General features: G+C 35.8%; 22 protein-coding genes and 1 pseudogene. 8 read left to right on the top strand and 15 right to left on the bottom strand.

What is annotated here, in order from left to right; translation table 11 throughout:
- Window positions 1-2: 2 nt before the first annotated feature.
- Window positions 3-1019, top strand: a complete 1017-nt coding sequence (locus tag ACTYBU_RS19615; RefSeq protein ID WP_445492359.1) for an alpha/beta fold hydrolase — start codon at window positions 3-5, stop codon at window positions 1017-1019.
- Between the two features lie 340 nt (window positions 1020-1359).
- Here ACTYBU_RS19615 and ACTYBU_RS19610 read toward each other — a convergent pair whose 3' ends face one another.
- Window positions 1360-2865 (bottom strand): leucyl aminopeptidase, encoded by a 1506-nt coding sequence (locus ACTYBU_RS19610; RefSeq protein ID WP_445492357.1) that lies wholly within the window; start codon window positions 2863-2865, stop codon window positions 1360-1362.
- Window positions 2866-3399: 534 nt separating this feature from the next.
- On the opposite strand from ACTYBU_RS19610, the gene ACTYBU_RS19605 reads away from it, so the two are divergent.
- Window positions 3400-3879 carry a divergent PAP2 family protein gene (locus ACTYBU_RS19605; RefSeq protein WP_445492355.1) on the top strand — a complete coding sequence of 160 codons (480 nt, stop codon included), beginning with the start codon at window positions 3400-3402 and terminating at the stop codon, window positions 3877-3879.
- 243 nt (window positions 3880-4122) lie between these two features.
- Here the strand turns inward: ACTYBU_RS19605 and ACTYBU_RS19600 are convergent, their stop codons facing one another.
- A complete protein-coding gene (locus tag ACTYBU_RS19600; RefSeq protein WP_445492353.1) occupies window positions 4123-4824 on the bottom strand; it encodes a 3D domain-containing protein in 702 nt (233 codons plus the stop codon).
- Window positions 4825-5157: 333 nt separating this feature from the next.
- Between ACTYBU_RS19600 and ACTYBU_RS19595 the strand changes: the two genes are divergently transcribed.
- Window positions 5158-6153, top strand: a complete 996-nt coding sequence (locus ACTYBU_RS19595; RefSeq protein WP_445492351.1) for an NAD(P)/FAD-dependent oxidoreductase — start codon at window positions 5158-5160, stop codon at window positions 6151-6153.
- Window positions 6154-6651: 498 nt separating this feature from the next.
- Here ACTYBU_RS19595 and ACTYBU_RS19590 read toward each other — a convergent pair whose 3' ends face one another.
- Together ACTYBU_RS19590 and ACTYBU_RS19585 are read right to left on the bottom strand one after the other, a co-directional pair.
- Complete coding sequence (locus tag ACTYBU_RS19590; RefSeq protein ID WP_445492349.1) at window positions 6652-7458, bottom strand: hypothetical protein; 807 nt, start codon at window positions 7456-7458, stop codon at window positions 6652-6654.
- Between the two features lie 136 nt (window positions 7459-7594).
- A complete protein-coding gene (locus ACTYBU_RS19585) occupies window positions 7595-7960 on the bottom strand; it encodes a HesB/IscA family protein (protein ID WP_445492347.1) in 366 nt (121 codons plus the stop codon).
- Between the two features lie 234 nt (window positions 7961-8194).
- Between ACTYBU_RS19585 and ACTYBU_RS19580 the strand changes: the two genes are divergently transcribed.
- Window positions 8195-8875 (top strand): DUF2225 domain-containing protein, encoded by a 681-nt coding sequence (locus tag ACTYBU_RS19580; protein WP_445492345.1) that lies wholly within the window; start codon window positions 8195-8197, stop codon window positions 8873-8875.
- A 196-nt stretch (window positions 8876-9071) separates the two neighbouring features.
- Here the strand turns inward: ACTYBU_RS19580 and ACTYBU_RS19575 are convergent, their stop codons facing one another.
- A complete protein-coding gene (locus ACTYBU_RS19575; protein ID WP_445492343.1) occupies window positions 9072-9311 on the bottom strand; it encodes a YuzB family protein in 240 nt (79 codons plus the stop codon).
- A gap of 238 nt (window positions 9312-9549) precedes the next feature.
- On the opposite strand from ACTYBU_RS19575, the gene ACTYBU_RS19570 reads away from it, so the two are divergent.
- Window positions 9550-10626, top strand: coding sequence for an NAD(P)/FAD-dependent oxidoreductase (locus ACTYBU_RS19570; RefSeq protein WP_445492341.1), 1077 nt, complete (start codon window positions 9550-9552; stop codon window positions 10624-10626).
- Window positions 10627-11156: 530 nt separating this feature from the next.
- Here ACTYBU_RS19570 and ACTYBU_RS19565 read toward each other — a convergent pair.
- Complete coding sequence (locus tag ACTYBU_RS19565) at window positions 11157-11480, bottom strand: YuzD family protein (protein ID WP_445492340.1); 324 nt, start codon at window positions 11478-11480, stop codon at window positions 11157-11159.
- Between the two features lie 83 nt (window positions 11481-11563).
- On the opposite strand from ACTYBU_RS19565, the pseudogene ACTYBU_RS19560 reads away from it, so the two are divergent.
- Window positions 11564-11892: pseudogene (locus tag ACTYBU_RS19560) on the top strand (NifU family protein).
- Between the two features lie 122 nt (window positions 11893-12014).
- On the opposite strand, the gene thrB reads toward ACTYBU_RS19560, so the two are convergent.
- The 4 genes from thrB to yutH form a co-directional block, all read right to left on the bottom strand.
- Entirely contained in the window at window positions 12015-12929 is a 915-nt protein-coding gene (gene thrB / locus ACTYBU_RS19555; protein ID WP_445492338.1) for a homoserine kinase, read from the bottom strand.
- On the bottom strand, window positions 12926-13987 hold the full coding sequence (thrC, locus tag ACTYBU_RS19550; RefSeq protein WP_445492336.1) for a threonine synthase: 1062 nt from the start codon (window positions 13985-13987) through the stop codon (window positions 12926-12928). Before thrC ends, thrB begins: the two co-directional genes overlap by 4 nt.
- Entirely contained in the window at window positions 13987-15276 is a 1290-nt protein-coding gene (locus ACTYBU_RS19545; protein ID WP_445492335.1) for a homoserine dehydrogenase, read from the bottom strand. The genes thrC and ACTYBU_RS19545 overlap by 1 nt, the downstream gene beginning before the upstream one ends.
- A 913-nt stretch (window positions 15277-16189) precedes the next feature.
- Complete coding sequence (gene yutH / locus ACTYBU_RS19540; RefSeq protein ID WP_445492333.1) at window positions 16190-17197, bottom strand: spore coat putative kinase YutH; 1008 nt, start codon at window positions 17195-17197, stop codon at window positions 16190-16192.
- Between the two features lie 382 nt (window positions 17198-17579).
- Between yutH and ACTYBU_RS19535 the strand changes: the two genes are divergently transcribed.
- On the top strand, window positions 17580-18071 hold the full coding sequence (locus ACTYBU_RS19535; RefSeq protein ID WP_445492332.1) for a phosphatidylglycerophosphatase A family protein: 492 nt from the start codon (window positions 17580-17582) through the stop codon (window positions 18069-18071).
- Window positions 18072-18581: 510 nt separating this feature from the next.
- On the opposite strand, the gene ACTYBU_RS19530 is transcribed toward ACTYBU_RS19535, so the two are convergent.
- The 5 genes from ACTYBU_RS19530 to lipA all read right to left on the bottom strand — a co-directional run bounded on the left by ACTYBU_RS19530 (window position 18582) and on the right by lipA (window position 23221).
- Window positions 18582-19358, bottom strand: a complete 777-nt coding sequence (locus tag ACTYBU_RS19530) for a TIGR01457 family HAD-type hydrolase (protein WP_445492331.1) — start codon at window positions 19356-19358, stop codon at window positions 18582-18584.
- 52 nt (window positions 19359-19410) lie between these two features.
- Window positions 19411-19848: a DUF86 domain-containing protein gene (locus ACTYBU_RS19525; protein ID WP_445492329.1), complete on the bottom strand. Its 438-nt coding sequence runs from the start codon at window positions 19846-19848 to the stop codon at window positions 19411-19413.
- A gap of 19 nt (window positions 19849-19867) precedes the next feature.
- Window positions 19868-21157 carry an EAL domain-containing protein gene (locus ACTYBU_RS19520; RefSeq protein ID WP_445492327.1) on the bottom strand — a complete coding sequence of 430 codons (1290 nt, stop codon included), beginning with the start codon at window positions 21155-21157 and terminating at the stop codon, window positions 19868-19870.
- Between the two features lie 280 nt (window positions 21158-21437).
- On the bottom strand, window positions 21438-21716 hold the full coding sequence (locus ACTYBU_RS19515) for a YutD family protein (RefSeq protein WP_445492325.1): 279 nt from the start codon (window positions 21714-21716) through the stop codon (window positions 21438-21440).
- A 590-nt stretch (window positions 21717-22306) separates the two neighbouring features.
- On the bottom strand, window positions 22307-23221 hold the full coding sequence (lipA, locus tag ACTYBU_RS19510; protein ID WP_445492323.1) for a lipoyl synthase: 915 nt from the start codon (window positions 23219-23221) through the stop codon (window positions 22307-22309).
- 273 nt (window positions 23222-23494) lie between these two features.
- Between lipA and ACTYBU_RS19505 the strand changes: the two genes are divergently transcribed.
- On the top strand, window positions 23495-24475 hold the full coding sequence (locus tag ACTYBU_RS19505; RefSeq protein ID WP_445492322.1) for a M23 family metallopeptidase: 981 nt from the start codon (window positions 23495-23497) through the stop codon (window positions 24473-24475).
- Window positions 24476-24590 lie beyond the last annotated feature (115 nt).

The raw sequence follows: 24590 nt of genomic DNA, 5'->3' as shown, positions 1-24590 counted from the left end.
ATATGAAAAAAAATAAACTGCATTCCTTTATTGAAGTATTATCATCTCCAGACCCAGAAGTTGGACTTTCTGAAAAATATCCGCTTTGGAAAAAAAACAAAGCAACCTTATGGTATTATCCAGCTAAAAATAAACGATTTAAAGAACCTATTTTTCTTATATATTCTTTAGTTAACAAAGCATATATATTAGATTTGGCTCCTTCTATCAGTCTTATCGAAACATTTACCAATGCGGGGTATGATACCTATTTGATCGACTTTGGCGTTCCTGGATTTGAAGATCGCCATATTACGATTGACGATTATATCATTAAATATATTCAGCAAAGCTACCGTCGTGCAATCAGACATGCTGGAACGGACGAAATGACTGTAATTGGTTTTTGTCTAGGTGGAACGCTAGCTGCTGTTTTTGCTGCCGTTACACCATACAATATAAAAAACTTAATTCTCGCCGTTTCCCCTATCGATTTTTCTACTTTTCCTGTTTATGATTTATGGCTAGATGCTCTTCGCAATGGAGATATTGAGATGGATGAATTAATCGACAAGATCGGCATAGTGCCGCCATCTGCTATTAAATATGGAACTAGATTAATCGTATCTCCTGTGTCTTATGCCCATTATTTAGCCTTATTAAGTCGATCAACAGACCCTATATATCGGGAGAAATGGACTAGAATGAATAAATGGACTCTCGATCATATCGGTTTATCTGGGGAAGCCTTTAAACAATTAAAGAATGATTATATTCGTGATAATAAAATAGTCGAAGGTGGACTTACTATTAATAGTCAACCAGTTGATTTTAAAAAGATCCACTCTAACTTGCTCGTTTTCTCAACAAAAAGCGATCCACTAGTTCCCAGCAGTTTATGTGAGCCTATTATGGACTTAGTTGGAAGCAAGGATAAAACATTTACTTTGTTTGAGGGCGGACATGCGGCATTAGTTGCTAAAGAAACAATGCCCTATCCAATGGAAGAATGGCTTAGAAACCATACTACACTACTTTAAGATACTACTAAAAAAGGAGCTTTTCCAAAAGCTCCTCAGGCTGTAGACAAACGCTCGATTCTTCGTTATTCTCCTTACACCTCATTACTGAGGAACAGTGGATGAACGACTAAGTGCGTATTAAAGGGAAATCGACTAACTTCGCCACGTCCTTATGTCTTCGTCGATTGACTACCGTCCTGCGATCCTGTGATAACGTCGTTCTGACCAACATCCAGTTGCCCGCCGCTCCTCCCAAGACTTCACGCTGTGATGCGACAACCGTTTTCGATCAGCATGAGGTTTCTGCAAAAATGACTTTTTCTACACTCTGAGAGGAGCCCACAAGCTCCTCTTTTTATTACTTTCTAGCTCCTCTAAACCTTTCGACTAATAATGCCAGTGTTCTTGTCATGGCTCCAGTTGCTCCAGCTGTTCCAAGGGGATAAGCGCTCCTTGTTGTTGAAGTTCCGGCAATATCTAAATGAACCCAAGGAGTACCTTCTGCAAATTCTCCGATAAAGGCACCACCCATAATAGCATGACCATCTCTTGTTGGTGAATTATTCAAATCAGCAACTGCGCTGCTTCTTACTTTTTCTTTATGACATTCAAATATTGGCAGCCTCCAAATTTGCTCTCCTGCTGCTTGAGATGCTTCCAATACTTGTTCGAACAATTCCTCATTATTTGTCATGGCGCCAGTTGTTTCCATCCCTAATGCAACAATTACGCCGCCTGTTAATGTCGCTACATCCACTAAGTAGTTTGCTCCATGATGTTTAGCATACGTAACGGCATCAGCTAATACTAAGCGCCCTTCTGCATCTGTATTTAATACCTCGATTGTTTTCCCGCTCATGGAAGTAATCACATCATCTGGTTTAAATGCAGCACCGCTGATCATATTATCAGTAGATGGAATAACAGCGACAACATTTTGTTCTGGTTTTATTTCACCTATTATTTCCATCGCTCCAAGAACAGCAGCTGCACCACCCATATCTGTTTTCATTCCAACAATGCCTGTCTTTGGTTTGATCGAATAACCGCCAGTATCAAATGTGATTCCTTTACCTACTAACCCAATAACATCCTGCCAGTTTTCTTTTCCTTGATATTTAAGTACAATCATTTTTGGTGGTTCAACAGACCCCTGATTTACTGCTAAAAACGCACCCATTCCAAGCTTTAACATATCTTCTTTTTCTAATATTTCGATATCAAAATCATATGTAACAGCAAGGTTTTGAGCATATTCAGCCAAATCGGATGCCTTTAACATATTGCCAGGCAGATTTACTAAATCACGAGCAGAATTTGTACCTCTTCCATACACAAATCCAACATACAATGATGCTTCAACTTCTTGCTGATCTGCTTTACTGAAGACAGTAATTGCTTCGATCCTTTTTTCTGGTTCATTTGATTTTTGCTTATAGCCGGCAAATTCATATGTTGACAATGCAAATGCTTCACTAAATGCATGCGATACTTCTGATGCATTTAGTTTTTCTGTTACAAAAGAATCAATGTAAACAGATGTTTCCTTCCATTTGTCTTTTTTAATTTCTTTCCATGCTGCTCCAAACACTTCTTTTAATTTATCAAATGTTAATTCTTTCTCTTTGCCTAAACCTACAAAAATAATTCTTTTCGTCCCAATTTTTCCAAATGTATGTATTTTAGCAAGACTCTTTTGCTTGGCTGATATATCGCCGCTTTTCACTAAATTTGTCAGTTCTCCTTGAAAGTGCGTATCCAACTCAGCCAGTTTTCCTGCTAATTTAATCGATTTCTCAAAGATACCGATAATAATGCTTTCCTGTTTATAAGAAAAATCCCATTCCGATTGATAGTTAAACATTTGTATGAACCATCCTTTCCCTATTATTATACCCAAATAGAACAATATTTCGTATAGCTAATTTTTAAAAATCATAGAAGAGGAAAAAGCTTATTAGCAGGTAAAACAAAGCTATATTGGTTATGTTATAATAAATAAGCCAGTACAGCCCCAAATAAATTACTTTTGAAATGATGATGTACGATTCCAATTGAATACACCCATATATTCTTTTGCATTTGGCATATCTTCTATTAAATTTCCTAACTCCATGCAATTAATCCCTTCTGATTTAAGAATGTATAAAGTGAAACACCAATACTAGGGGGTTCCTTCATCCCAACTGTTGGTAAGTTGCTATTTACAGGATAAACACAAAAATGTTTCTACAGGACATGGTGATTTTCATTTGTGTTCCCTAAATCGAAGGGTTTAACGTGGCGTTTTTCCCTAACTTAATCTTAGAGATGGGTGTTTACTGCTCGTTAATTCGGGATAAATTAGGGTAAATATACTACAAAACTGTTTAAACTACATAAATATGAGGTGATTTAGTTGGAATTATTATTTAATTTCCCCTTACTTGCCAGCTTAGCTGCCATTTTCTTTGCTCAATTTGTCAAAGTTCCGATCACATTTTTTATTACAAAAAAAATTGATTGGTCCTTACTGACGAGCACTGGAGGCATGCCAAGCTCCCATTCTGCAGCTGTTACCGCTTTAACTACAGGTGTAGCTCTTGAAACTGGTGCTGATACACCATTATTTGCTGTAGCAGCTATATTTGCCATTATTACAATGTTTGATGCAACTGGCGTAAGAAGGCAGGCTGGTGAACAAGCAATCGTTTTAAATCAGTTAGTCACTGATTTCAATAAATTTTTAACGGATGCAAAAGGGTGGCAAAATAAACCAGAACAACAAAAAAGAAAACAATTAAAGGAATTACTTGGTCATAAACCAATTGAAGTATTTTTTGGAGGTTTAACAGGAATTGCACTGACCCTTATTCTTGATATGATTATTCATTCTTAAATTAAAAGAGGATGCCAAGTCTCATTATTAAATGATTTTTGGCATCCTCTTTTGTCGGAGAATGAGATTATTCTTAACATAAAAAATAATCTAGTTCATACGCCGCTTAACAAGCTCCTTCGCTTTTCTTTTGGCTGTTTTCGTTTTCGTATAGATTGTTTGCTTTTAAATTCGCAGACTGAATACTTCTTCTCCAAATTTTCATATAAAAAACAACAAACTTTGAGAAAACAGCTTTTCTTTTTAACTTTCGGATTTTGTATATTGTTGGCGGAAAACTTGCATGGATTTTTTCTCGTTTAAATTTTTTAACGTTTGTTCTGTTAAGGTTCCATTTCCCATTTCCAGTATGTATACATCCAATGTTTTTTTGCCCCAATTGTTATATACATCTTCAACCGATTGATAATATAAATCTAGTTTGTTACCTTTTATAGCGGAACCTGTATCTGCTACCACACCAAAACCGTAGCCTCGAATAAATAAAATGGTACCGATTGGAAATACATTTGGATCAGCTGCAATTGTACTATACAAATCTCTTTTTACTTTTACACCTGAATAAGTAATTCCAAATTGGGGATCGCTTGGATTTTTGCCTGTGGACTCAAAACCTGCTGTATATCCTGTTGCTACAACCCTCTTCTTTGGGTAAGGTGACCAATCTCTATTTTCTAATAAAGGAGGTTCGCCTGTTACTTCTTTACTGGAAGAAATCTGTGTCTTCTCTGAGAATATATGCTGTAGATTCTTTAATGCTATACCGATTGACTTTAATTTATGATCCAAATGTGATTCTTCTTTACTTTCAATAGCACCTTGATCATTCGAATGAGAATAGGAACTTGCTTCTACACCTGAAATAGATTGGAATGTTGTTAATAATGCAGCAATAAAAAGCATTAGCATTCCTACTCTTTTTAAATACTTTTTAAAAAAATTCATTCTTTCACTCCTCCCAAACCTATTCATTTCCCATATTTAAAGGAAATATTCATAAATAGTAGAAAAGGAGGTCTTTTCACCTAGTTAATTGGGTGAACTCTAAAATAACATTGTTTTATTCAATGAATATACTATTACCAATACAGTTTCTATTTTTTCCTTATTATAGATTCATAAGATTCTTTTTTTGGCGCATTTCCCCATAAATTATCTGCATAAAGTTTTTCATATTTAGTATTATGTAATCAGGATTTACATGTGGGTTAATGCTGCATACTATGATATGATAGATCGTAATTAATAATATAATTTTACATTGGAGGTTTACAGGCATTGAAAGAGGATCAAACAATTTATGATATTACGGTTATAGGTGGCGGGCCTGTTGGCATGTTCACTGCATTTTATGGTGGAATGAGACAAGCTACTGTTAAAATTATTGAAAGTCTTCCTCAATTAGGTGGTCAGCTTTCCGCACTATATCCTGAAAAATATATCTATGATATTGCCGCTTTTCCTAAAATTCGCGCACAAGAATTAGTGGATAATTTAAAAGAGCAAATGTCAAAATTCGAGCAAAATATTGTGCTAGAGCAAGCTGTTCAAACAGTAGAAAAGCAAGGCGATGGCATCTTTAAATTAACAACGGATAAAGAAGTTCACTTTTCTAAAACGATTGTCATTACAGCTGGAAATGGAGCTTTTCAACCTCGTAGATTAGAACTAGAAGAAGCAAAAAATTACGAAGGAAAAAATCTTCATTATTTCATCAATGATTTAAATCAATTTGCCGGAAAAAAAGTAATCATTTTTGGCGGCGGCGATTCTGCAGTTGACTGGTCTTTAATGCTTGAGCCAATTGCTGATACCGTTTATCTGGCTCATAGACGCGACAAATTCCGTGCACATGAACACAGTGTAGAAAATTTAAAAAATTCGAAAGTAAAGATAAAAACTCCATTTGTTCCAACTGAACTCGTAGGGAATGAAGAAGGAATCAAGCAAGTAGTTTTAGAAAATGCATTAACACAAGAAAAAGAAATTGTTGATGTGGATGCTGTTATCGTTAACTACGGATTTGTATCCTCATTAGGCCCGATTAAAGGTTGGGGTCTAGAAATTGAGAAAAATTCCATTGTTGTAAACAGTAAAATGGAAACAAATATCCCAGGAATATATGCAGCAGGCGATATTTGCACATATGATGGAAAAGTAAAATTAATTGCCTCTGGATTCGGCGAAGCACCAACTTCGGTAAATAACGCAAAAGCCTATTTAGATCCAAAAGCACGTGTTCAGCCACTTCACAGCACATCAATGTTTAAATAAGAAAAGCGCAAGCGCCTTGCTCATTGCCGTACGAACTGGAAGGGCTTCGACTGAGATAAAGGAAACACGATGAGCGTTAGCGAATCGATGTTGACTTATCGTAGGGAGGAGACCTGAAGTTCGATAGGCAATAGGCGCTGGAGCTAGACAGCTATCTGACTTAAGAAAACTTATCTTTCTTACCTCTAAAGAAAGGATGGATGGTAGAAATCATTCATCCTTTTTTTGCTCAAAATAACTTTAAACTTAGCACAAACTAAAGGCTGATTTCAAAGTTTGTTGTTTTTTTATATAAAAAAACATTTGGAAAAGCATTTCTTAGCAGCCTGCATACACGTGGACTCCTGTGGGAATGCGAAAAAGACTCGGGCGCCCACAGCACAGGAGCTTATGCGACGAGGAGGCTCGGCGCTCGCTAAACGGACGAAGTGTATGCAGGCTGTGCGTTTAAAAGCAAAAATCTATACGAAAACAGCCGAACTAAAAGAAAAGTTATTGTCAGCAAATAGGCAAACGTTTCGTTTTAAAAATCTTTCTAAGTAGAAATGGGACATCGATTTTTTTTGTAGGCTCCCCAATAAAAATCATGCGAATGCTTTCCATGGCTTGATGATTTCTCAATTCAACTGGTAATCCCACCATAGAATCTGCTGGGATAATTATTTGTTTTATTTCCTCTGTTTGATAATCTGCTAGAAGCTTTACATACCCTTTCCATTCGTATACACTTGCATTGTTAATTAGTAGAAAATAATTGGTTTTTCCAACCATACGAGCTTCTTTTGCGAACATAGAATCCTCAAATATTTTAATAGAAAATAAATCGTGTTTTTCATCAGCATTTCCCACTTTTTTAACCGATTCAAAATATTTGTTTGCAAATAATGAATCCTTATCATCATAAACTTCTAAAGAAAAATACAGCGGATCAAAAATTTCATGTTGTTTTGAATTTTTTTCTTCTTTTTCTTTCCAGACAAAGTATCTTTCTAAAAAAATGTAAACAGTATGTGTTCCTGCTGGCAGCCCTTTTAAAGTAAACCGAACCTTCACCTTTCCGTTTTTCGGCACATCCATTATATGATACGCTGCTTTTTCACCGTTAAACTCCATTATCAAAGTTGATTGAGGATTCTCCATAACAGGATAAAGGATCATTTTCTCTTCTTCTGGCATATTAACGGTTAATAGAAAAGTACCTTCTAACTCCCCTTTCCTATTTGTTTTAAACGCTAATTTATTACGATCAATTACAAATTCCTCTTCCATCCTTATTTCTGCCCATCGACGATTTTCTGTTATCATCCTTCCTACCAACTCCCATTACATTCTGTATCCTTTCTCCACTTCCAATAATTTAAGAATGATAAAAAATACCTCCTCAAATCATAATGTTTTTCCATATTATGAATGAGAAGGCATAAATCAAGTCTTTATTCAATTAACACTCTTCAGGAGTACCAGCATTCGTAGCAGTCTTAAAGGAAGAACCGCAGCCGCATGATGCAATCGCATTTGGATTATCGATGGTGAACCCTCCGCCCATCATGGATTGTTTATAATCAATTTTGGTTCCTTTTAATATCGCTGAATCGTTTTGGTCTACAATTAATTGAATGCCATGCTGTTCTGAAAATAAATCATTTTCTTCTTGTTCTGCTGCAAATCCCATACCATAAGATAAACCGCTGCATCCTCCGCCTCTAACTGCTACTCTTAAATAAGTAGTATCCTCTTCACTTTCTTTCATCATTTCTTTTATTTGAAGAGCCGCAGCTTCTGTAAGAATCACAATATCTTCTGTCATTGTCCTATTTCCTCCCTTATCTCGCATTACTTATAGTATATACTTCGAATTATATCTACTCAACTGAATCGATTTTGGAAATTTTTTTGTAATCTATATATACTGTCTTATCCGCTTTCCTCCCACCACTACTTTTTACTTATTTTTTTAAAAAATAGGTATATATTCACGATATGTTGTATAATAAATATACGAAACAATGTACCATATTACCTAGATAAAGAAGGTGTAATTATGACCGCGATTGATCCTCTGTATGATAAGAAATGTACTTGTCCGTTGTGCAATACTTCTTTTACTACAAAGAAAATTCGCTTGCGCTTTATAAAGATGACTAATTTAGATACAGATTTCTTTCCAACTTATGCGGATCATAACCCTCTTCTTTACTATATAAATGTATGTCCAGACTGCGGTTTTTCTTTTCATGAAAAGACATCTTCCAGCCTTTCACTTAATGAAAAAATGCTGTTGATTGAAAAGGTATGCAGCAGATGGATACCTCGTTCATTCGGAAGCATCCGCACTGTAAAAGACGCTTTGATCACTTACAAACTTGCAGCATACTGCGCTCTTTTAAGAAAAGAACGACATATAATCATTGCAGGAATGTATATTAGAATAGCCTGGTTGTATCGTTCGCAGAAAAAAAGGAAGCAAGAAAAGCGTTTTATGAAGCTTGCATTAAAGGAATATGAAGCTTCTTACATGACCGGTGACTTTAAAGGAACAAAAGTTACTGAACTACAAACGATGTATTTAATAGGCGAATTATTTAGAAGAATGGGCCAAATAAACGAAGCAACTAAATATTTCTCAAGAGTGATTGAAAAGCAAAGCAAAACAACGGAGACCAACATTATTCAACTAGCGAAAGATGGATGGCATAAAATAAGGGAAGTTCAACAAATATAGAAAAGGAGATCTAAGGGCTTTATAAGCCCTAGATCTCCTTTTTGCATTAAAGCTTTTAGATTTATCCCACTCTTAACGGGCAGTAAGACCCCACCTCAAGATGCCGAGAAATCGAAGAAGCTAGGTGGGGGATGAGGAAAAACCCCCACTGATGGAAGTTTACTTTATCATTTTGCATTGGCTTTCTTCAAAGTTATTACAACATTGGATTTTCTTCTAGAAACAGATATACATTCGCTACTAGCTGTTCTGATGTTTCTGCAGTGACAACTTCTCCGTTTACTAATGCATATAATGATTCTCCGCACTGTCCGCATAATCCTAAACAGCCATAATCCAAAACATCCAAATCCTCATCTTGTTCTAATATCTCTTTAGCCTCTTGAGAACCAGAAGATAAGTTGCTTAAACAAAACTCTATAATTGGTTTTAACAAGTTTCTCACCTCTTTAAGTAAAAAAAGAGCAAGCGCCTTGCACTTAGCCGTACGGGACACTGCTCTAGGTTTAAAATTTTTATCCTTTTAAAACTTATAGTATCTTTTTTCATTTTAATAATCAAGAATAAAGAACCTCCTACTCATAATATACTATTAGGAAAACAATTTTATATTTCATCTAAAAAAAGCAACCTTTTCACAAAAAAATAGGATCTAATTTAAAAGGGGAAATGTTATGAAAAATCTCGTTATTCTCGGAGGTGGCTATGGTGGGATGAAAATTCTAACGAGTATTATTCCCAACTTGCCATACAATGTACTTGTTACCCTTATTGATAAAGCTCCATTCCATTTTTTAAAAACAGAGTATTATGCATTAGCAGCTGGAACTGTTTCAGATAAACATATACGCATCCCATTTCCTAAACATCCACAAGTCTCATTGATAAATGGTGAGGTTTCCTCTCTTGATTTAGATAAGAAAAAGATTTTGTTAAAAAATAAGGAACCCATACATTTTGATGATCTAATTATCGGCCTCGGATGTGAGGATAACTACCATAATATACCTGGTGCAGATACATATACACATAGCATTCAAAGTGTGAATAAATCACAAAAAACATATAATCACTTAAATGAATTGGAGCCAAATTCATGCGTTGCCATTATTGGTGGTGGATTAAGCGGTGTAGAATTAGCTGCTGAATTAACGGAAAATAGATCTGATTTAAGGATCACCTTATTTGATAGTGGAAAAATGATTCTGTCCTCTTATCCAGCTCGCGTCAGCAGATATGTAAAAAAATGGTTTGAAACCCATGGAGTAGCGATAGTCCGTAACAGCAATATAACTAGGATCGAAAAAAATATCGTATATAACCATGCAGAAGCAATTTTTTTTGATTGTATTGTTTGGACAGCAGGTGTAAAACCAAATAGTGTCGTACAGAAATTACCTGTAGAAAAAGACAAAAAGGGGAGGGTTCTTTTAACAAAATATCATCATTTGCATCATAATGAACATGTATTTGTAGTGGGAGATTGTGCCAGCTTAAATAAACCGCCAAGCGCCCAGCTTGCAGAAGGACAGGCCGAACAAATTGCAAGTGTATTAATCGCACGCTGGAAGGGGGAAAAACTGCCCGAATATATGCCTGAGATTAGACTAAAAGGGATTTTAGGCTCGTTAGGAAAAAAGCACGGATTTGGCCTTGTTGCAAATAAACCTTTAACAGGAAGAGTGCCTCGTTTAATAAAGCTAGGGGTTCTATGGAAGGATAAAACCAAAAAAAGACAGTTTTCCAAATAAATCCATCTTATATTATATATCTCCATATTTATACATTCGGGAGATCCATTGGTGTCGAGCTTCGATATACAGAATGTATTATTTGCAGCGGAAGACATGGCGTACATAATCTGCCAGTCCGTACGGCAATGTTCAAGACGCTTCCGCTTTTCTATTGTCTTGCTTCGAAGTACAGATGTACAAGTGTCGGTGTTGCCACTGACTAAAAGGATGCGAGTCAATCTACGAAGACATAAGGCCGTGGCGAAGTTAGTCGATTTTCCTTTTTTCTGCGAACTTAGCCGACCAGCACCCAACGACTCCGTACTTCGCTCTCCTCCTTACGATAAGTCAACATCGATTTGCTTACGCTCATCGTGTTTCCTTTATCCACCGGTTAACGGATAGTAGTTTCTCTTTTTCAGTTAGATTCTGCTACAAAGTAAGAAGCCAAGTCTTAATAAAGAAACTGTCCGTAAACGACCGATCGACTTATCTAATACGGCGCGCTCCAGTCCGTGTGTCGTTAAACAGGCGCTTTCGCTTTCTATTTACATGCTGACATATCCGTATTTTTCAAATTCAGCGTAAATGTTTTTTAATCGTGGATTGCCTTCGCCGACTATTTCCCCTTCGATGACTACAACTGGGTAAAATAAATCTTCATCAATTATTTTTTTACAGAATGCATCTTTTTTGTCATCTTGTTGTGGTTGAAATATATCATAATAGTGGATGGTGAATTTTTGTCCAGGGAACTTTCGTCCAATTGCAGCCTGCAGCCATTCATACGTATCTTTTGATGAAGGCAAATTAACACAGCTTGCGCATAGTTGTTCAGCCCCGTATATACTCACTTCTATTTCCTTTTTCATTTTACCGTTCTCCCTTTTTACTTGTGGAATTCACAATCTCTTTTATAAATTAGCTAGCAAAAAATCCACTTTTTATTTGTCGTATCCAATTATTGTTTATTGTTTTTCGAATTTCTAGAATAGATTTTTTCCCTTATTGTGATTATAATAAATAATAGGAAAGGAGTCGATATGTATGGCTAGTGTTGAAATGAAAGAACAAGTACAGGAAGTATTAGATAAATTACGTCCCTTCCTATTAAGAGATGGTGGAGACTGTGAATTAGTAGATGTCGAAGATGGTATCGTAAAACTACGTTTACTAGGAGCTTGCGGCAGCTGCCCAAGTTCTACTATTACATTAAAAGCAGGTATTGAACGTGCATTATTAGAAGAAGTGCCTGGTGTTATGGAAGTAGAACAAGTATTTTAAATACTGACTAATGAAGAAGGTACCTAAAAAAATTAAGACCCGATCTAATCTTTTTCTCTATCTGTTGCAGACAAGAAAAAAACAGATCTGGATCTAATTTTTTAGGTACCTTCTTCTATTTTTTAGATTGGAAGAACGTTTTTTGCTACTTCACTGCCTGTAAAATCAACTTGCAAAGGCAAATATTCCATATTTGGCAGCAATTCTTTCAATCCCTTTATAACCGTAGAGGTTTGTCCCTTTTTTATAAAGCATAAGACGGTAGGACCAGCACCACTCAAAGCCACGCCATATGCACCAAACTCAATGGCGTGGTCTTCAATTTTTTGCAAATGTGGGACAATACTTTTTCGGTAAGGCTGATGGTATTTATCTTTTATCATCATTTTACCTGCAAGCTCATAATTTCCTGATAGTAGTGCTGCTACTAACAAATTGGATATAGCCCCTGCTGCAACAGCTTCAGAAAAAGTCCATGTATCCGGCAAAACGCCTCGAGAGGATTTTGTCAGCAATTCTTCTGTTGGAACAACTGCAAGCAGTTCTAAATCAACTGAATGAATCACTTCAACATCTACTTCTTCTTCTATTTGACACCCGACTATTAAGCCCCCAAATATACTAGCACCTACATTATCTGGATGACCTTCCATATTCGATGCTATGCGGAATTTTTCTTTTTTGGACAGATTTAATTCACATAGACTATCGGCCAGCTCAATACCAGCTACAATCGCAGAAGCACTAGAACCTAATCCTCTAGCTAAGGGGATATCACTTGCCACTTTTATTTTGCAAACTGGCAGTTCCTTATTATATTTCTCAGCAACGGCAGCAGCAGTTTGTACAATAAAATTTGTTTCATCCTTTGGAAATTGTTCCAAATCTTTTGTTAATGAAATAACTTCCCATTTATCTGCAGGCGAAACTTCCAAAGTTAAGTACAAATCAAGCGCTAATCCAATACTATCGAAGCCTGGTCCTAAATTTGCAGAACTAGCAGGCACCTTTATTTGAAGCATATCGCTTTCGTTCATATATGAACTACTCCCTTGATGTGTTCAGCCACCGCTTTCCCATCATTTGGAAGAAGCACAGGTTTAATTGGACTCACATCAATAGCAGTATTTGGATCTTTCAACCCGTTCCCTGTTAAAATAGCAACAATTTTGCTTCCTTTTGGAATTTTGCCATTTTGAATATGTTTATATAGACCTGCAATAGATGCACAAGAACCTGGCTCTGCAAATACGCCTTCTGTGGCAGCTATTTTTCGATAAGCTGCTACAATTTCTTCATCTGTAACTTCATCGATAATTCCTTTTGATTCTTCTTGTGCTTGTACTGCCAATTTCCAGCTGGCAGGATTTCCAATGCGAATCGCTGTTGCAATTGTCTCAGGATTTTCAAATACTTTATTATGCACGATTGCTGCAGCTCCTGCAGCTTCAAATCCATGAATTTTTGGAAGGCCAGTCTGCTTCGCTGCATGATATTCTTTAAAACCTTTCCAGTATGCACTAATATTACCTGCATTTCCTACTGGGATAGCTAAAATATCTGGTGCTCCTCCAAGCTGATCACAAACTTCAAATGCAGCCGTTTTTTGCCCTTCTAAACGATAAGGGTTAACTGAATTAACCAGTGCCACTGGTTCTGTCTCACTGATCTTTCGCACCATTTGCAATGCCTGATCAAAATTTCCCTCGATAGAAATAATTTCAGCTCCATACATAACTGCCTGCGCTAATTTCCCCATCGCGATTTTGCCTTCTGGAATAACCACAATACAACGCATACCAGCGCGAGTAGCATATGCTGCAGCTGCTGCTGAAGTATTACCAGTTGATGCACAAATAACAGTAGAATTTCCTTCCTCTTTCGCTTTAGCTACTGCCATTACCATACCTCTATCTTTAAACGACCCTGTTGGGTTAGTACCTTCTGTTTTTACATAAAGTTCAACTCCCCATTCTTCAGAAAGCTTATCCAACTTAATTAATGGCGTGTTTCCCTCATTTAACGTTAACATAGGAGTTGAATCATTAATTGGCAAAAATTCTTTATACTCTTCTAAAAGGCCTTTCCATCTCATTACTTTGTTCCTCCTTCTACACGGTACGAGCTTTTCACTGTTCGAACAGTTTTTAAGTCTCTTAATTGATTTAGAATATTTTCATAGTTTGATAACGAAGCATCATGTGTTACTACAACGATTTCTGCTAATCCTTTTTCTTTAACAGGCAATTGTAAAATTTTCTCAAAACTCACACTGTGCTGGGAGAATATGGAGGTGATTTCTGCAAAGACTCCAACCTCATCTTCCACTTGCAATCGAAGGAAGTATTTTGAAAATATTTCATTCGCTTCTTTTAGCTTTTTCTTATATTGCGGAGCTACCGCACCTTTTCCATTTACACCAAGTCTCATGTTTTTTAGGACATTCACTAGGTCAGAAACAACTGCAGTTGCTGTTGGCAAGCTGCCTGCTCCCGGTCCATAAAACATCGTTTCACCAACTGCTTCTCCATAAACATATACTGCATTAAACTCATCATTAACAGCAGCAAGAGGATGACTGTCGATTAAAAAAGTTGGCTGGACACTCACTTCTACCTTCTCTTCATGGCGCTGCGCCACCCCGATAAGTTTCATCGTATAGCCTAGTTGTTTTCCATATCGAATATCTTCTTCTGTAACATTTGAAATTCCTTCTACTTTTACATCGTCTAAGCTAATATTCATGGAAAACCCTAGTGTAGCAAGAATCGTCATTTTGCGAGCGGCATCTAATCCTTCCACATCTGAGGTTGGATCACTTTCAGCATATCCCAATTCTTGTGCTTCTTTAAGAACCTCTGCATACGCACTGCCTTGCTTGCTCATTTTAGTTAGGATAAAATTGGTAGTTCCATTTACGATACCCATCAATTTAACAATGCGATCTGATGCCAATCCATCTACAAGACCTCGGAGAATAGGAATTCCGCCAGCAACACTTGCTTCATAAAAAAGATCACAATTATTTTGGCTTGCCTGCTGCAATAATTTTGCTCCATATACTGCCATTAAATCTTTATTTGCGGTTACTACATGTTTTTTATTATTTAATGCTTTTATTAAGCATTCTTTTGTTTCTTCTACACCGCCCATTACCTCAATAATAACATCTATATCAGGATCATTTAATATTTCATCTAGATCTGTCGTCAATAAATCTTGAGAAATATCTCTTTCTTTATTTGTATTTTTTACAAGTATTTTCTTTACTTTTACTGGACAGCCTACTTGGTGCATAATCTTATCTTGATGATTTTCAATAATTTTAACAACACCTGAGCCAACTGTTCCTAGTCCAAGCAATCCGATTGAGATTGTTTCCATCTGTTTTCCCCCTAAAGATGTTCTCTATAAATGAACAACTGTCTACCTATAGTAGACATTATAGTGTTAGTTTACTTTTTTTACAAGGGGTGTTTTTTAGAATCTTTTATTAAATCTTTCCAACTGGTTTCTTTTATCGAATAGTATGACATTTCACAAGCATAAATTTTTCTTTATTATCTATACAGTATATCTATCCTAAAATTAGATAACTTTCTAGCTCCAAAGTATAAGATATACAATTGCAATGTTCCAACAGACTCAAAGAAAGCAAGTCAGTCAATTATCCTTCATCTGAATGCTTTAATCGGCAGTCATTCCGACTATGAGCAAGGGCGCTTGCGCTTTTATCCCACTCTTAACGGGAAGTAAGACCCCAATGTCATCAACTTAAGATTCCATAAATTGTAATACTTTAAAAGTGATTGGTTTGGAGAGGCGTCTGCTCGACTCCTATGGGAATTGCGAGACAGGTGAGACCCCCACAGGAGGGTCTGCGACGAGGAGGCTCAAGCGTAGCCCCATGGAAAGCGAGCGGTAAGCCTCGGAAAACTTACGCATACTCCCATTTTTTATTCGATTTCCAATATATTGAAGTTCAGCTTGATGACTTGAGTAAGACCCCCACCTCAAGATGCCGAGAAATCGAGGAAGCTAGGTAGAGGATAACTGCCCGTTAAGAGTGGGATAAGTGCAACTAACCATCAGTGGGGGATGAGGAAAAACCCCCACTGATGGAAGTTTACTTTATTTTCCTGCTATTCCTTTGCTTTTCTTCATTATATAGGAACAGCAGTTGATTTCAACCATCCTTTTTCTTATCTTTTATAAAACATTCTATTATTTCTATAAGAAAAGGGAGCAGATTTTACATGTGAGAAATACTCCCATTAAACTGCTCTATACCTTCTATTTAATTTGTCAGCCAATCTACTGTCGGAATTTTCATTTTTCTCACAGGAACTTCTACATTTTCAAAAAACTCTCGTAAAAACTGTTCCGATTCCTTTGAATGGCTTAAATATTTTTTCATCCGATCTTCCAAAAATAAACGGTCTTCTTCATGAACTGCTGAATAAAAGTCCTCAATACATTCTACATAATGAAGGGGAAACATTAATCTAGCATAAACTAGTCTCCATGAAAATGAACTTAAGGGCATTATGGTTTGGTAGTCCGCAAAAAATTTCTTTACGTCCCGATGATATGTTTTTATATTGCGAAAATATCTTTCTCTCGACCATTCTGCCAAATCTCTTCCACAATGATCAAATACCCAATCAAAAGGATTCTTCATATAATAATTCCCCATCCATGTTTCTTTCACAAAGCGATTGTGACAAATGGTGCCGCTGTCTACTGCATCTGGTTCATCATCTAATTCTGTATCTACCAAATATTGAATGGCATTTTCAGCCATTCCCATATAATAAGGAAAGGACTCAAGAAACATACGATCAAATTCACTTTCTGGCTGTTTATAAAGCATCGTGTTCCAAAACGCTTCTATTTGATCTATACGTTTTTCCCATAGTCCTTTCCATTGTCCAATCCGACTAATATTTTCTACATTGAAAGGAACCGTTCTTCCTCTATAATGAAATTTCCCAAGCTTTCTGCCTATTTGTTTGAATGTGAAGCTGCTTACATTTTCATTTACAATAACACAATAGCTCTGCTTCTCTACTTCTACTTTGGTATCCCCATCCTTTGATTGTAAAAATGTTCCTACCTGTCGATCTCCACGACTCAGTAAATGTTCGGATAACCTCTCTAATTCTGCTAGCTCCTCCACTTTCTTTTGAGCGATTGGCACTAATGTATACAATTTGTCCTTATCTACACACGCTTCATAATCACCCAGTCTCATTTCATCATTTACTTCTATTCCATACTTGCTTATTAAGATCTGTCGAATCATTTTATCCCTCCTTATTGATTCTGTTATAAAAGTATATGATGTCGTTGAAAAAACTTGTTTTTTTCTTCTATTTATAAAGTGAACCTTCCATCAGTGAAGGTTTTCTTCCTCCCCACTGATGGAAAGCTTGCGATCCACAGGAAGTGACGACCTTAGTTTGTGCACCTCCAGTTATCTCCCACCTAGCTTCCTCGATTTCTCAGCATCTTGAGGTGGGAGCCTTACTGCCCGTTAAGAGTGGGATAAATAATTATGAGAAAATTTACCATTGCCTTGATTTTTAAAGTTGGAAAGGATAAAAGATAGCACTTATTGATTTTAAGCATAAAATAATAAGCACTACGTATATATAGTGCTTACAATAGAAGAAAAGGTGAAGTATATGACTTATAAAGATATTACAGAACAAACAGCCAGAAAATGGTTAACTGAACGAGGAGTACACATACAGGATATTGCAGATCTTGTATATGTTTTACAGGAAAAATATCATAAAAACTTAAAAATGTCTGATTGCTTAGAAAATGTCGAACGTGTACTTTCTAAAAGAGAAGTACAGAATGCCATTTTAACAGGAATTCAGCTGGACATACTTGCAGAAAAGAAAATGCTCGAAGCTCCGCTGCAATCCATTGTGGAAAGCGATGAAAGCTTATATGGAGTAGATGAAGTATTAGCATTTTCTATTGTTAACGTATATGGTTCTATCGGATTCACAAATTATGGGTATGTTGATAAATTAAAGCCAGGCATTTTGAAAAAATTAAACGATAAATCCACAGGAGAATGCCATACTTTTTTAGATGATATTGTCGGCGCAATTGCAGCAGCAGCCTCAAGCAGGCTTGCTCATCGAGCAGTAGGGGAAGAATAAATAGACAATCTATGGCCCCTAAAACTTCAACAGAACTCCACCCTGCCCTTTAATATTAGAAAAAAATAAGGCGAGCCATTCATAATACACATTAATCAACAATAATAACCGTAAAGAATCTCTAAATATTCTTTGCGGTTATTATACATCTTTTTTTATGTACATAAAGATGTATAATTCATTTTAGCCCATTCTCTTTTTATGTTTCCATTATACAAAAACGCTGAAAATAGGTTTACTCCAATAAACAACATACTTCTTTTTACTACCAATTTATTTCAAACCAATTTTTATTTAAAGACAAAAAGGGACTAAATGAAGCTAAACACATTCATTATATAAACCACAGGCACTAAAAGTTTTTAATTTCCTGCAAATAAATAAAAGAATGCTAAGTCATTTAAACTCAGCATTCTTTTTGTGTTAATCATTTTCTATACTAGGAGAGAATTGTTTACTATAAGACGATATAAATGTCCTATTAAATAATTGCCTTTATTAAGCAAGCAATTATTTAATTAACTCCCATTCCTCTAAACTGTTGACAGTAAAGGTAGGTTTTTGTTCAATTGCTGCTAATTGCACTTGTGTTGTAACACCAGTATGTACTAAAATCGTGTCAATATCAGCATGAATTCCTGCTAGTATATCCGTATGATAATTATCGCCAACCATGGCCACTTCTTCTTTAGCCAAACCGAGAATTTTAATTGCTTGATCTACTATTATTGATTCAGGTTTTCCAATTACAAGCGGCTTTGATTGTGTAGAAACAGTTATTACCGAAGATAATGCACCATTTCCTGGCAGCAATCCTCTTTCTGTCGGTAACGCTGTATCTCCATTGGTGATAATATAGGAAGCACCTTGACGTACCGCTAAACATGCAATCGTTAATTTCTCATAATTTATTTGCTGATCCATTCCTACCACTACATAATCTACTTCTGCATTTCCATCAGATAACGTCAATTTCTTATCAAGCAGCGCATTTTTTAATCCTTCTTCTCCAATCATAAATACACTTGCCTTTGCATTTTCCAAGCTTATATAATTGGCAGCTGCCATTGCAGATGTAAATACATCTTCTTTTTTTGCCGGTATTTGAAACTCCCTTAATTTTTGTGCAACTTGTTCCGGTGTTTTAGTAGAATTATTTGTGACATATAAATAGGGAATATTTTCAGCTATTAGTCTTTTTACGAAGTCAGCAGCTTCCTGAATAACTTCTGTTCCTTTATACATTGTTCCATCTAAATCAATTAAGTATCCGTTATACTTTTTCATGCTAATAACTCCTTTTTAAAAAATGCAACAGTTTGGTCTTCCTGCTCCTCCTTTAATTTTTAAAAGCACTAACTGGTCCTAGTTCATGAATTAAATAGTTATCTATTGCGGTTACAAACTCTCGTAATGAAGATAGATGCTTTGAAAAAGCTGCATAAAGCTCATTATGTTTAATATTTGTGTAATCTTGAACTAATTGTTTTCTATAAGCTAACAGCAGCTTTAAATCATCGCCGATAGTACTCGAAAATACTTTTTCATCTGTTAAAATATCGATAATATCATCATAGCTTCCTGGGTCTCTCATAATGAATCCATCAATCATGCTATTTCCTACATCTAAAACTACTTCTATCATCATGTGGGAAATTCTTTCCAAAGCAGCTTTTTCCAAAGGGGTTTTCCATATTGATTGTTTCCCTAACAAATCAATATTTGTTTGCAAATACTGCAATTGACACTCCATTTTGCTCCGATCAACGAAATACATTGTCTAATCCCTTCCCCCATTATAGAGTTTGCAGACTATTGCTTAAACTAGTTGGTCTCGCATAAAAGTAGCCTTGTGCAAGATCCACTTTATTGCGTAAAAGAACGGAAGCCTCTTCAGCACTTTCAATCCCTTCAGCTACTACAATACTTCCAACTTCATTTGCAATTAATAATAGACCTTTTAACATAGACTCTTTTACAGAATTTTTATCAATATTTTGAATAACAGATCGATCAATTTTTATTATATCTGGCATAATCTCGCTAATAGAATTTAAGCTTGCATATCCCGCTCCAGTATCATCTACTGCAATACGAAATCCTAATGTTCGAAGAATTCTCAAATTAGAGATAAAGTATTCTAAACCTTCAATCGAGTCTCTCTCCGTTACTTCAATAATTATTTTATTCGGCGCAATATTTTTATTATTATTCAATAACCCTTTTAAATCCCGAACAAAACGTGGATTGCCGATAGTCAGAGGCGTAAAATTAATAAATATATCCTGCTGCCATCTTGTCAGCTTTATTTGCTCTAATGTTTTTTCTAAGACAATCATTTCTAAGTCATATAAAAATCTCGTTTGTCTTGCAACTGAAAATAGATTCAACGGACTTTCTAAAGGAGTTCCTCTTGGACCTCTTGTCAACATTTCACAAGCACGAACCTCATTTGTTTCGACGTCCAAAATTGGTTGAGCCAACAAACAAATAGCTTTCTGTTCTACGATTTTGCTTAAGGCATAGACCATTTCATTAAATTCAGATTTCTTGCGCTTCATTGCCATTATTAACGCCTGCTGATGCGCATTATATATAGACTCATTGATGCTAATATACTTATTCTCCAGAAACATATAACCAGTATGAAAAATTATTGGCACCTCTGCTTCCGCTTCTTTCATATATTTTTCTACATTTTGTAGGACAACTTTGATGGTGGTTTCGGTTTCCGCTACACAATCTAAATGATGATCAATTCGTATCAACATGGTTACACCATCTTGATAATAATCATGCAAGGAAATAATGGCTTTTGAATACTTTAGTGTTTTCCCGGACTGATGAAAAGCCTGTTTTAGTGTATGTATAAACTGTTGATATGAATTAGGTTCCAATTGCTGATGAATTTCATGGATATTTTCTATATGATAAACAATGACAGCAACTTCATAGCCATTTCTAATAGCTTTACTAACCCCTTGCTTTATAGGATCTCTTAAAACAAATTTTGGGGGATAATATTTTAAAGAAGCTGTAGGAAAAAAAACTTTTCCCCAATTTATTAATCCTGCTACTTTTTTCATGTAATAATTCACCATAGCTCCATTCCTCTCAGCAAGTCAACATTACGATTTGTTTAGATCGTTTTTTGTATGTAAGATCCATCATCAGCTGTTATTCTGTATGCTGTTGAAAACGCTGCATTTTTTCGTCTCATTTCCCGCAGTATTTAAAATAGTTTTTAGTATAAAACTACTTTCTATATTTCACGCGATGAGAGAATAACGTTTCCAACTAGCCATAAAAGTTTATTAAAATAATGTTTTCGCTGCATTTTATCTTTTAAAAGCTGTCAAAAATCAATCAACCTTTCGGCACTTTTTTGACAACAAAATAGGCACAGCCAAAATTACAGTATTCATATAAATATTCTGTGAGTGTGCTTATTTTCGTATCAAAGCTTGATTTTTGATTTTGATCTTCAAAAAACCCACGGAGGCGCAGTTGTCCATATCCCCAGTCTCCAACTATGTAGTCATATTTTGTTAAAATATCGCTATATCTATTTTTAAAAGCTTCTTCATTGAAACCATCTTTTCTCTCTTCCACAATTTCATAACAGTGATTATTGATACAAACCACAAGAACACCTCCTTATTTGTTTAATGTTATAGTATGTACTTTTAAAGGCTGTAAACAGACGCTTGATACACATCCATTTTTATCTGCCTGAAGTTTATGCAAATAATAATTTGTCTACACTTTATTATGCATTTTTATGGTGTTTATCTATTGCCTATCCCTTTCATTATAACCTGTGAAAAGGTATTTACATAGGCATGATTATGGAAAAACACGGATTTATTATTCCTTTCCGCCATATTTTTAAAAAGTTGTAAAACTTTTTATTCATTTAAGAAATACACAGGCTTCTTCTAAACGGCTGTAAGACTGGCAGAGTATTGAACAAAAAGAACAAAAGCGCAAGCGCCTTGATCATCGCCGTACAAACTGGCCGATTAACTACGCAACGTCCTGTTGCAACATCGGCACTAGTACTTCCTGTACGTCGGAGCTGGACGCGGACCAAACTACTAAGTTATCCACCACTCTATTTCGTTTATAATTTCCTAGAAAATAAAAAAGGTAGGAATTAGCAAGAGCTATTCCCCACCTTTTTTATTATCCCACTCTTAACGGGCAGTAAAACCCCCACTGATGGAAGGTTCACTTTATGCTTCTTGTGCATGTCCTCCACGCATTTGATTTTTTTTCGCTTCATTTACTTGTTCATCTGCATGGTAAGAAGAACGAACTAGTGGACCTGCTTCACAATGGCTAAATCCTTTGCTTAAAGCAATTTTTTTCAATTCTTTAAATTCATCCGGATGATAGTATTTTTGGACTTTTAAATGCTTTTTCGTTGGTTGCAAATATTGTCCAATTGTCATAATATCTACATTATTTTTTCTTAAATCATCCATTGTAGCAATAATTTCTTCTTTCGTTTCCCCTAGACCAATCATTAAACTTGATTTAGTTGGAATAGATGGATACATCTCTTTTGCTCTTCTTAAAAATTCCAATGATCTCTCATATTTAGCTCTTGCGCGGACTCTTGGAGTCAAGCGTTCCACTGTTTCAATATTATGGTTTAAGATATCTGGCTTTGCATCCATCAGCGTACGCAGGTTTTCCTCTATCCCACCCATATCGGAAGGGAGTACTTCTATACTTGTAAAAGGGCTCTTTCTTCGGATTGCTCGAACTGTTTCAGCAAAAACAGCAGCACCTCCGTCTTTTAAATCATCTCGAGCAACAGCAGTAATTACTGCATGTTTTAAATTCATGCTAAACACAGAATCCGCAACTCTTTCTGGTTCTTGCAAATCCAGTTCTGTCGGCAATCCTGTTTTTACTGCACAGAATCTGCAAGCTCTTGTACAAGTATCTCCAAGAATCATAAATGTAGCTGTTCTTCTTACAGCCCAGCACTCATGAATATTCGGACATTTAGCTTCCTCACATACTGTATGAAGATTTTTTTCTTTCATCATTTTTTTCAAACCTGTATAGTTTTCATTTGTATTCAATTTTATTTTTAACCATTCAGGTTTACGTAAATATTCCTGTTTTTCATCTGACATGAATACCATCTCCTAGCTTCTACAAATTTTTACGTATTTGTATAATGACAGCTGATTAGTAAGATTTCTCATCCTCTATACTATAACACAGCTATATTTTAGAACATGTATAATATACAAAGCATTCTAATCTACACTCTTCTTTGTCACTTTAACATAATGAACTTCTTGCTACAAGTTGAAGGCTTGCATATTTACCATTAATTGATATAAATGAAACATCATTTTTCTCACAAAATAATAGAACAATGCTTTAGAAGGGATGTTTTCATTTTGTATAAAATTATCGTATTTGCATTGTTATTTGTATTAACTGCAACAAATATACCTGCTTATGCTGCAGTTAATACAGAAGACACTATTTACCGAAAAAGAATGGATTTATATAAAAAAATAGAGGGGATTTCTCAGCTTCCATGGTATTATATTGCTGCTGTAGATCAATATGAAAGAAATATCCGTTCAGCAAGAAGAGATCTTCCAAAAGCAACAGGTTTGAGTGGCATTTACTTTTCTAATGAAAAATGGTCTGGGTTTATTAATCCAAATATGGAGGATACAAACCCAGTTACGATTGAACTCTTTGGAGGCTATGGGGTAGATGGAAATGGGGATGGAAAAGCGGATAGTAAAAATGATGAAGATATTCTCTATGCCTTTACAAATTATATTCTCCAGTATGGAGTAGACGAGGAAAATTTTAAAATTGGTTTATGGAATTATTATAAACGAGATAAAACAGTGAGCATTATAATGGGAAAAGCGGCTATATATAAACATTTCGCTAAACTTGGTCTTGATTCCCATGCTTTCCCTGTGCCATTAAGGAGCAACTATAGTTATCGAAGTACATGGGGAGATGCTCGAGGATGGGGAGGAAAAAGAATCCATGAAGGAACAGATATTTTTGCCGACTACAGCGTTCCAGTTAGAGCCACTTCATATGGAATAGTAGAAATGAAAGGTTGGAATAGATATGGAGGATGGCGTATAGGCATTCGAGATATTAATAATAATTACCATTACTTCGCCCACTTAAGCGGCTTTGCTAAAGATTTAAAAGTTGGCAAAATTGTTGAACCGGGCATGTTGATTGGCGGTGTAGGAAGTTCAGGATATGGACCTCCTGGAACATCCGGAAAATTTCCGCCTCATTTACACTACGGACTATATAAAGATAATGGATATACGGAATGGTCGTTTGATCCTTATGCCCATTTAAGGCTATGGGAACGATTAGAAAGAATAAAGTAAACTTCCATCAGTGGGGATTTTTCCTCATCCCCCACTGATGGTTAGTTGCACTTATCGGACCTTTACGGGCAAGTTTCAACACCTAGTTTCCTCGATTTCTCGGCATCTTCAGGTG

Source organism: Niallia sp. 03133 (genome assembly GCF_052663225.1).
This window is presented reverse-complemented; position numbering and strand designations above follow the sequence as displayed.

Excerpts from the sequence above, each read along its gene's own strand:
- ACTYBU_RS19615 (WP_445492359.1), top strand. The coding sequence starts at position 3 with ATGAAAAAAAATAAACTGCATTCCTTTATTGAAGTATTATCATCTCCA.
- ACTYBU_RS19610 (WP_445492357.1), bottom strand. The coding sequence starts at position 2,865 with ATGTTTAACTATCAATCGGAATGGGATTTTTCTTATAAACAGGAAAGC.
- ACTYBU_RS19600 (WP_445492353.1), bottom strand. The coding sequence starts at position 4,824 with ATGAATTTTTTTAAAAAGTATTTAAAAAGAGTAGGAATGCTAATGCTT.
- ACTYBU_RS19590 (WP_445492349.1), bottom strand. The coding sequence starts at position 7,458 with ATGATAACAGAAAATCGTCGATGGGCAGAAATAAGGATGGAAGAGGAA.
- ACTYBU_RS19585 (WP_445492347.1), bottom strand. The coding sequence starts at position 7,960 with ATGACAGAAGATATTGTGATTCTTACAGAAGCTGCGGCTCTTCAAATA.
- ACTYBU_RS19580 (WP_445492345.1), top strand. The coding sequence starts at position 8,195 with ATGACCGCGATTGATCCTCTGTATGATAAGAAATGTACTTGTCCGTTG.
- ACTYBU_RS19570 (WP_445492341.1), top strand. The coding sequence starts at position 9,550 with ATGAAAAATCTCGTTATTCTCGGAGGTGGCTATGGTGGGATGAAAATT.
- ACTYBU_RS19565 (WP_445492340.1), bottom strand. The coding sequence starts at position 11,480 with ATGAAAAAGGAAATAGAAGTGAGTATATACGGGGCTGAACAACTATGC.
- thrB (WP_445492338.1), bottom strand. The coding sequence starts at position 12,929 with ATGAACGAAAGCGATATGCTTCAAATAAAGGTGCCTGCTAGTTCTGCA.
- thrC (WP_445492336.1), bottom strand. The coding sequence starts at position 13,987 with ATGAGATGGAAAGGCCTTTTAGAAGAGTATAAAGAATTTTTGCCAATT.
- ACTYBU_RS19545 (WP_445492335.1), bottom strand. The coding sequence starts at position 15,276 with ATGGAAACAATCTCAATCGGATTGCTTGGACTAGGAACAGTTGGCTCA.
- yutH (WP_445492333.1), bottom strand. The coding sequence starts at position 17,197 with ATGATTCGACAGATCTTAATAAGCAAGTATGGAATAGAAGTAAATGAT.
- ACTYBU_RS19535 (WP_445492332.1), top strand. The coding sequence starts at position 17,580 with ATGACTTATAAAGATATTACAGAACAAACAGCCAGAAAATGGTTAACT.
- ACTYBU_RS19530 (WP_445492331.1), bottom strand. The coding sequence starts at position 19,358 with ATGAAAAAGTATAACGGATACTTAATTGATTTAGATGGAACAATGTAT.
- ACTYBU_RS19525 (WP_445492329.1), bottom strand. The coding sequence starts at position 19,848 with ATGTATTTCGTTGATCGGAGCAAAATGGAGTGTCAATTGCAGTATTTG.
- ACTYBU_RS19520 (WP_445492327.1), bottom strand. The coding sequence starts at position 21,157 with ATGAAAAAAGTAGCAGGATTAATAAATTGGGGAAAAGTTTTTTTTCCT.
- lipA (WP_445492323.1), bottom strand. The coding sequence starts at position 23,221 with ATGTCAGATGAAAAACAGGAATATTTACGTAAACCTGAATGGTTAAAA.